Source organism: Pseudoalteromonas sp. TAE56 (assembly GCF_000497955.1).
Lineage (GTDB): Bacteria > Pseudomonadota > Gammaproteobacteria > Enterobacterales > Alteromonadaceae > Pseudoalteromonas.
On record NZ_AUTN01000107.1, the window covers coordinates 1 to 6988 of the forward strand.

Annotated in this window: 6 protein-coding genes and 1 pseudogene; 3 read left to right on the forward strand and 4 right to left on the reverse strand. The window is 38.9% G+C overall.

From position 1 onward, the window contains the following. Nucleotides 1–54 precede the first annotated feature (54 nt). Nucleotides 55–1601 (forward strand): IS3 family transposase gene (locus tag L656_RS0112895; RefSeq protein WP_139016066.1). Its coding sequence is split into 2 segments (ribosomal slippage): nucleotides 55–514 and nucleotides 514–1601, totalling 1548 coding nucleotides; the frame shifts between segments, so codons are not numbered across the junction. Here the strand turns inward: L656_RS0112895 and L656_RS0112900 are convergent. Further along, nucleotides 1549–2439: a nuclease-related domain-containing protein gene (locus L656_RS0112900; protein ID WP_024599500.1), complete on the reverse strand. Its 891-nt coding sequence runs from the start codon at nucleotides 2437–2439 to the stop codon at nucleotides 1549–1551. The two genes, L656_RS0112895 and L656_RS0112900, sit on opposite strands and share 53 nt — an antisense overlap. Nucleotides 2440–2789: 350 nt before the next feature. Here L656_RS0112900 and L656_RS0112905 point away from each other — a divergent pair, with 350 nt between their 5' ends. Together L656_RS0112905 and L656_RS0112910 are read left to right on the forward strand one after the other, a co-directional pair. After that, entirely contained in the window at nucleotides 2790–3116 is a 327-nt protein-coding gene (locus L656_RS0112905) for a helix-turn-helix domain-containing protein (protein ID WP_029750805.1), read from the forward strand. After that, the gene (locus L656_RS0112910) at nucleotides 3100–4488 is read left to right on the forward strand and encodes a HipA domain-containing protein (protein WP_024599501.1); all 1389 of its coding nucleotides are present in this window, start codon (nucleotides 3100–3102) and stop codon (nucleotides 4486–4488) included. Before L656_RS0112905 ends, L656_RS0112910 begins: the two co-directional genes overlap by 17 nt. Before the next feature lie 625 nt (nucleotides 4489–5113). On the opposite strand, the gene hepT is transcribed toward L656_RS0112910, so the two are convergent. The 3 genes and pseudogenes from hepT to L656_RS0112925 form a co-directional block, all read right to left on the reverse strand. Beyond that, on the reverse strand, nucleotides 5114–5539 hold the full coding sequence (hepT, locus tag L656_RS0112915) for a type VII toxin-antitoxin system HepT family RNase toxin (RefSeq protein WP_024599502.1): 426 nt from the start codon (nucleotides 5537–5539) through the stop codon (nucleotides 5114–5116). Beyond that, complete coding sequence (gene mntA, locus L656_RS0112920) at nucleotides 5532–5921, reverse strand: type VII toxin-antitoxin system MntA family adenylyltransferase antitoxin (protein WP_002962075.1); 390 nt, start codon at nucleotides 5919–5921, stop codon at nucleotides 5532–5534. Before mntA ends, hepT begins: the two co-directional genes overlap by 8 nt. A gap of 231 nt (nucleotides 5922–6152) precedes the next feature. After that, nucleotides 6153–6988 (reverse strand): annotated as a pseudogene (locus tag L656_RS0112925) (T6SS phospholipase effector Tle1-like catalytic domain-containing protein); the annotation flags it as partial.

The following is a 6988-nucleotide window of genomic DNA, read 5'->3' on the forward strand; positions in this document are numbered from 1 at the left end:
AGCCCCCTGTGTCAGGATAGTTGTCGCCTCTAACTTTTAATAGAGGCAGATAAAATGAGACGTCGATTTACACAAGAATTTAAAGTTCACGCTGTTGAAAAAGCATTATCTCAATGTGATGATGTTCGCCTAGAAGATATTGCGCTAGATTTAGGCATCGGTTATTCAACCTTGCAACGATGGATCGCGCTTGCTAAAAACCATGAACTTGAAACTAAAAATAATGGTAGTCACATGACAACAGAAAAACGCCCTCATGACTGGAGCTTAGAAGAAAGGCTTAACGCCATTATTGAATGTGCGAGTTTAGATGAAGCAGCTCTTAATGAATATTGCCGTGCTAAGGGGCTTTACCCGCATCATATTAAACAATGGAAGCAAGATTTTGCTAAAGGGCCTTCAACGAAGCCCGTAAAATCAGACAGTAAACAGCTCAAACAAGAAATTAAGCAGCTTCAAAAAGAGCTTAATCGTAAAGACAAAGCGTTAGCAGAAACAGCCGCCTTACTCGTACTCAAAAAAAAAGCAGATGCGCTTTGGGGTTTCAACGAGGACGATTAACCAGCTCAACTGAGCGTCATGAATTGATAAAGCTCATTACCGACGCGCAGAAATCAGGGGCAAGGCAAGAAAAAGCATGTGAGTTACTTGGTCTAACGGCAAGAACAATTCAACGCTGGATTGAAGCTGATGATATGACAGATAAGCGAACAAGTACGATAAAGCGACCACCTAACAGGCTAACTGAATTAGAGCAACAGCGTATAATTAAGACGGTTAATTCAATAGAATATGGGCATTTACCACCCAGCAAGATAGTCCCTAAACTATTGGATAAAGATGTGTGGATAGCATCAGAAAGCTCGTTTTATCGCGTTATGAAATCGCATAAATTATTAACACACAGAGAAAAAGTTAAACCAAATAAAAAGATAAAAAAGCCAAAAGCACTCAGGGCAACACGTGTAAACGAAATTTATACATGGGATATCACGTATTTGCCAACAGCTGTTAAAGGTCAGTTTTTATACTTATATTTAGTGATGGATATTTATAGTCGAAAAATAGTTGGTTGGCAGGTTCATGACACACAACTAAGCACACTGGCGGCTGATTTAATGGTAGATATTTGCAGGCGAGAGCAGGTAAAGCCTGAGCAAGTCACGCTGCACTCGGATAATGGCAGTCCAATGAAAGGGGCAACGTTATTAGCGACATTGCAGGAGTTAGGTATTGTTCCTTCATTTAGCCGACCGTCTGTGAGTAATGATAATCCTTATTCTGAATCGCTATTTAAGACGTTAAAGTATCGCCCGGAATACCCTGAGAAAGCCTTTGAAAGCATGGGTAGCGCAAGAAAGTGGGTTAGCGGATTTGTTGATTGGTACAACGATGAGCACTTGCACAGCGGTATTAAATTTGTCACGCCAAACCAGCGTCATTTAGGATTAGATAAAGCGATACTAGCGAAACGTCATCAGGTAAATGGGATGGCGAAATTACAGAATCCAAGTCGTTGGTCAGGAAAGTCTCGAGATTGGACGATGATCAATGAAGTAAATTTAAATCCAGAGAAAAAAGAAGCAATGCGGGCGGCATAAAATTTAATTTGATGCGACAACTAACTTGAAAAACTCCGCAAGTTAATGTTATCTCTTTGATTAGATCAGTTTTAGGTTTTACTTGTTCAGTAATGGTTTGTTCAGACGCTATTAAAGCCTCATCGTAAACAGATTCTGATTCGCTTATCTCCGCAGATACATATGATGGCTCTTGTAAGTTAGGCGATATATTTTGCTCTAAAATAAACTGACAAATTCTATCGAGTGTTTCTTCACTGAACCATGGCCGAACGTTTGTTGTAAAAAGGTGAAGTGCATTAGGCTTAGATGCTGGAAGCTTCATTATTTCGAGTAATTTATCAGTTATAAATTCTGATTTAACTAATCTCTCTTCAATTGTTTTTGGTGTGTTTTCTCGATTGATAATGGCGTTACTCGATATGGCACAAATACTATGCCACTCTCTGCCACCAAAACCCTGTTGCAGTTTGCCAAATAATTTAGTGAGTAGGTTTGGTGCATTGTCGCCCATTAGGCTTTTTAATAGTTCTAGTTGTAATTCAACCTGTTTTATTGGCGATGGCATACCTTGCCAGTTGCCGCGATAACTGCGACTCCATTCTTGATGCTCATTAATCGTTACTTCCCCTGTAATGCTTTTAGATTCGATGAGAATAAAGCCATAAGTGTATGCGATTAGATGGTCTATTTGTGCGGTTTCGCCATTGTGTTTAAATTTCACATCGTTAAACACAAATACCTGACTATGATCTTTAAAGGCGCGGCGTAAATAAAAAGCAACGTCGAGTTCTTGCTTTTGACCTGCTTGTATTTTAGCTGAGTTGCTGTTGATGAGAGTTTTATCTTTTAGAATCATGAGGCGTCCTTTCAATCATGTATATGCTTAGAATATCATTGAAGTACCGAATAGGAATACTGCTTAAGTTCAAAAAACGCTAGATAAACTCCCGCCTACAATTTAAAAGCCGCGAGCATGCTCAGCGCCTACAGGTGTTGAGCTTGGCTATTAAGCTCAAAATGTCATTAACTTCCCATAAGTAACTTAAGTTTTACTTATGGGGCTGGGTTTTATTTTACTGCCTATAAGTAAGTTACGGTTTACTTATAGGCAGTAAATATACGTTCAAACTTAAAAGTAAGTTATATTTGACTTTTGGGTAGGCTACCCTAAAATAAATTGTATAAGTAAACTATAGTTGACCTTTAATGAGTGAATTACCAGCAAAAAAAACACTTGGAAGAGTTGTTAAACGCACTGAAATGCCTGATCTATCAAAGCCGTTTTCGTCGGTGCGACTCGCTAAAGCGATTACTTCAAAGCGAACAGGCATGAAGCTTACGCTGGTTGATGTATCGCAAGCACTTAATATTTCAAAGCCTACGCTGATAAAAATAGAAAAAGGTGATGTGAATGTGCAGTTTTTTAATGTACTCAAAGTGATGGAATACTTGGGGTTGTCGTTTAGCCTTGTCAGTGATGACGAGTCGCACCACAATAACAACGAAGAGGTGAGCGATGAGCAGTGGTATTAAAAAAAACAGCTTGGATGTATTTATTGGGCATACGCAGAAGATAGGTGCGATAGCCCTTGATATAGGCTCTGAAAATGATATTGCATTTACCTATGAGCCCGGGTGGATTAATAAGGGGTTTGCTATTTCACCACACTTACCGCTCAATGGTGATTTTGACTCACGTGATGTGCGTAATTATTTACAAAACTTATTACCCGAGGGCAAAGGTCTTGATGAGATTATAAGTAGTACTACTATCTCTAAAAATAATACGTTTGGTTTGATTAAAGTAATTGGCGAGGAAACGTCAGGCGCTTTGTCGTTTAGAGCAAGTAACAGTACTTTAAAGCAAACATCTTTTCGTGAAGTAACTAGTGACGAGCTAAGCCAAAAACTTAAACGCTTTGTACAAGTTGGCGAGCCAATTACTCATTGGGATGGCCGAACTCGGCTCTCTGTTGCTGGCGTTCAAGACAAACTAAACCTACTCGAAATCGATAGTAAATTAGGATTTGGTGAAGGGGAGCTATGTTCTAATAAAATTTTTAAATTCGAAACAGGTACCGCTCCTTTCATTGCAGTAAATGAACTTTTTACCATGCTTTTGGCAAAAGAGTCGGGGCTCAATGTTCCCCATGTTGAGTTGCGTACTTACGCAGATGTAAGAGTATTTGTAATAGATCGCTTTGATAGGCGCGTTACACAAGATCAAAACCGTGTATTACGTCGTCATATTATTGATGGTTGCCAAGCCACTAATTTACCTCCTTCTTATAAATATGAGCGTCAGCATGGTGATGATGGGGATGGTATTTATATTCGAGATGGCGTTTCTTTTGCAAAACTCTTTAGTGTTAAAACAACGAATGTACAAGCGTATGAGGTTCAGCTTATTCGTTGGATGACATTTAATATTTTAGTACGTAATTACGATGCTCATGGCAAAAACATTAGTTTTTTTGTTGGTAAAAATGGTTTAGAGCTTACGCCGTTTTACGACTTGGTAAATATAGAGGCTATTATTGAGCAGGGAAGCATTGACCGTGATATGGGCTATTTACAGCCTAAAATATCAAGGTGTTATGCTATGTCAGTGGGGGAGCATAATTCGCAAAGTGCGGGCAATTTTACTAATGAGATTACAGCTTACATGTTAGCTGATTTTGCTGATGAATTTGCTATTTCACTACCACGGATGCAACTACTTATGAGTCAAACTGTTGACTCTGTATTAGCCGCAATTGATACGGCTAAAGTTTCTGCTGTTAAAAATAACTTGTCTACTGTTGAATTAGCACACATTGATTTGTGCATAAAAATAATTAATAAAGCTGCAAATAAGCTGAGTGAGCAAATAATACAACTACCAAATATGGATGCATTTATTTAAATATTAGAAAATAAATACACGCATTTTGAGTGATAAATTCATATATTGGTTGCCAGCGCCAACGCGATATAAGTAAATTAAAAGCGCGAGATAAATTCCGGCTTACAATTTAAAAGCTACGCTTTTCGCGCGAGCAAGCTGAGCGCCTACAAGTGTTTAGGCAGGCTTATTTAAAAGCCAAAGCGCGATATAAAATTGCACCTACGGATTTGATGAAAGTTGTGTTTGCAATGATGTAGGTGAGGTTTTATACCTCGCTTATAAATACATTTTTTACCACAGAAAAGTGAATTATTGTTCTATGTAGCGCTTAAAAGTAATGAGGCAATTAACTCTGCTATTCGCCTCATTAAGTGAGGCGAATAGGTGTTTAGGTGAGCTTTGTAGAGTTGATTGGGGTAATGATCTAGTTACTAGAGGGCAAAGCGCGATGTAAAATCGCGCCTACAATTTAAAAGCTTCGCTTTTCGCGCGAGCAAGCTGAGCGCCTACAGGTGTTTGGGTGAGCTTTGTAGCGTTGATTGGGGGTTATGAACCAGAGTTACTAGAGGACAAAGCGCGATGTAAAATCGCACCTACGGTTTTGTTCAGTGCAGTGGTTTAATTATTGTAGGTGAGGTTTTATCTATGAATCTTTGTTTAGCTCTGTAATCGCTTTAATACTAAATGCGTGCATAGTTATGTAGTGTTGCTTTTTAATGATTGTTTTTACGATACTTTGATCAATATTTAAGTAATCGTGAACAAGAGCATTTCGTAAGCCTATAATTTTACGCCATGACAGTAGTTCTGCCTCGCTCAAAAAGCCTAAATGAGTAAGTTCGCTAAATGTTTGATAGGCGTTGCTACTGGTACTACTTTTGTGCTGCTTTAGCCAATGCTTTGATAAACCAATACACACCGCGGTCATTAACTGTAGTAATCGCTCTGCAGCTCGGTAGTCTCTACTATTAAGTGAATCGATTTGACTGAGTTCGTCGAGTTCTTGCATATATTCGTCAATATGGCGTGTTACTTCACTTAAATAAAGTGTAATTCCGGTATCAGTCATGTTTACTCGCTATGGTTTCAAATTCGAACTGGCTATATATACGCTGCTGCTCTTTCATCGCTCTAACACTATTATTGCTTATAATTATTTTTCCATATTCAATAACGTTGAAAGCTAAATAACTTGGAATAATATTTATATCAACAATCGAAATAAGTTGTTCGTTAAGATTAAGTGCATTACTTATTTCAAGCTCAAGCTCTTTTGGCCTAAGGCGCTTATCGAACGATTCCAGATCAAAGTTTTTAAATGCTATGGCTAAGTCAATGTCACTATGGGGCTGGGCTGTCCCTTTTGCGTGGGAGCCATATAGCCAAACTACATCAATGTCGGTGTTTTGATGTAAATACTCAATTATTTTTTGTATAACTTCATTTGCCACGAAAAGTAACCATTGATAAAAACAGTAATAATAACCTGTCAGTTTTATAGTGAACATTAAAACTGATATTTGTTTTATTTAATTTAAAAGCTTCGCTTTTCGCGCGAGCAAGCTTTGCGCCTACAGGTGTTTAGGCGGGCTTTGCAGTGTTGATTGGGAGTTATGAGCCGTTACTAAAGAGCAAAGCGCGATGTAAAATCGCACCTACAATTTAAAAGCCTCGGTTTCCTCTTATTCCAACCGCGTTACTTTTACTTTTATTTTTCCGGCATTAGCGCCGTAAAAGCGGCTTAAGTCGTTTGCAAATGGGCAAAACTCGCCAGATTTATCCATTTTAATATCGGCGCCGTTGGCTATTTCAAAAAGGTGGTCGTCGTTTTTATTTATAGCACCAATAAGTGAAAACCATTGTGCACGAGGAAATCGTCTAAATGGTTCAAGCACAGCCATGGGGATTTCTTTTACGCCAAGTTGTACGTTATCGCGGTTCCAGCCTAATGGCGTGCACTTTATGCCATCGTCAAACCAGTATTGATTTGGGTATGGGGTAAAGCGGTACGTAGCGCCTTGCTCTAGCATAAGGCCGGTTGCGTTATATTGCTCTGAGGCAAATACCATTACATCTTGGCTTTGGTTAATGCTCAGCACATTCATGTTTTGATTAGCCAGTTCTATATGTTGGCTTAAACCAATAAAGCTAAGTGTGGTGTTGTCGTTGTAGCTAATTTTGTAATGCAGTTTTTTAAGCGATTCTGGGCGGTAACTGGTTAGCTTATTAATGCGTTCGGCTACGCTGAAGTGCACTAAAGGCTCAAGGTTGCTGGCTTCGTCATCAATTAATACATAGCACTGCCTATCTACTAATTTAAAAAATGGGTTAAACCAAAAGTAATTTTGTTGATGACTTAATGCGAGCGGATCGGGCGTTACGGTTACGTCATCTTGTGCTACTAAGTTGCTATCGGGGAGCAGGGTTTCGTAATCTATATCGTGGCTAGTGAGTAACGATATATTAAGCGGTTGTTCTATTAACCACTCAAGTGCGTAGCGCAAGCAAATATCGGCTA

Bases quoted from the DNA above. Each gene is read 5' to 3' on its own strand.
- hepT (WP_024599502.1), bottom strand. From the start codon at position 5,539: ATGACTGATACCGGAATTACACTTTATTTAAGTGAAGTAACACGCCAT.
- L656_RS0112900 (WP_024599500.1), bottom strand. From the start codon at position 2,439: ATGATTCTAAAAGATAAAACTCTCATCAACAGCAACTCAGCTAAAATA.
- L656_RS0112905 (WP_029750805.1), top strand. From the start codon at position 2,790: ATGAGTGAATTACCAGCAAAAAAAACACTTGGAAGAGTTGTTAAACGC.
- L656_RS0112910 (WP_024599501.1), top strand. From the start codon at position 3,100: ATGAGCAGTGGTATTAAAAAAAACAGCTTGGATGTATTTATTGGGCAT.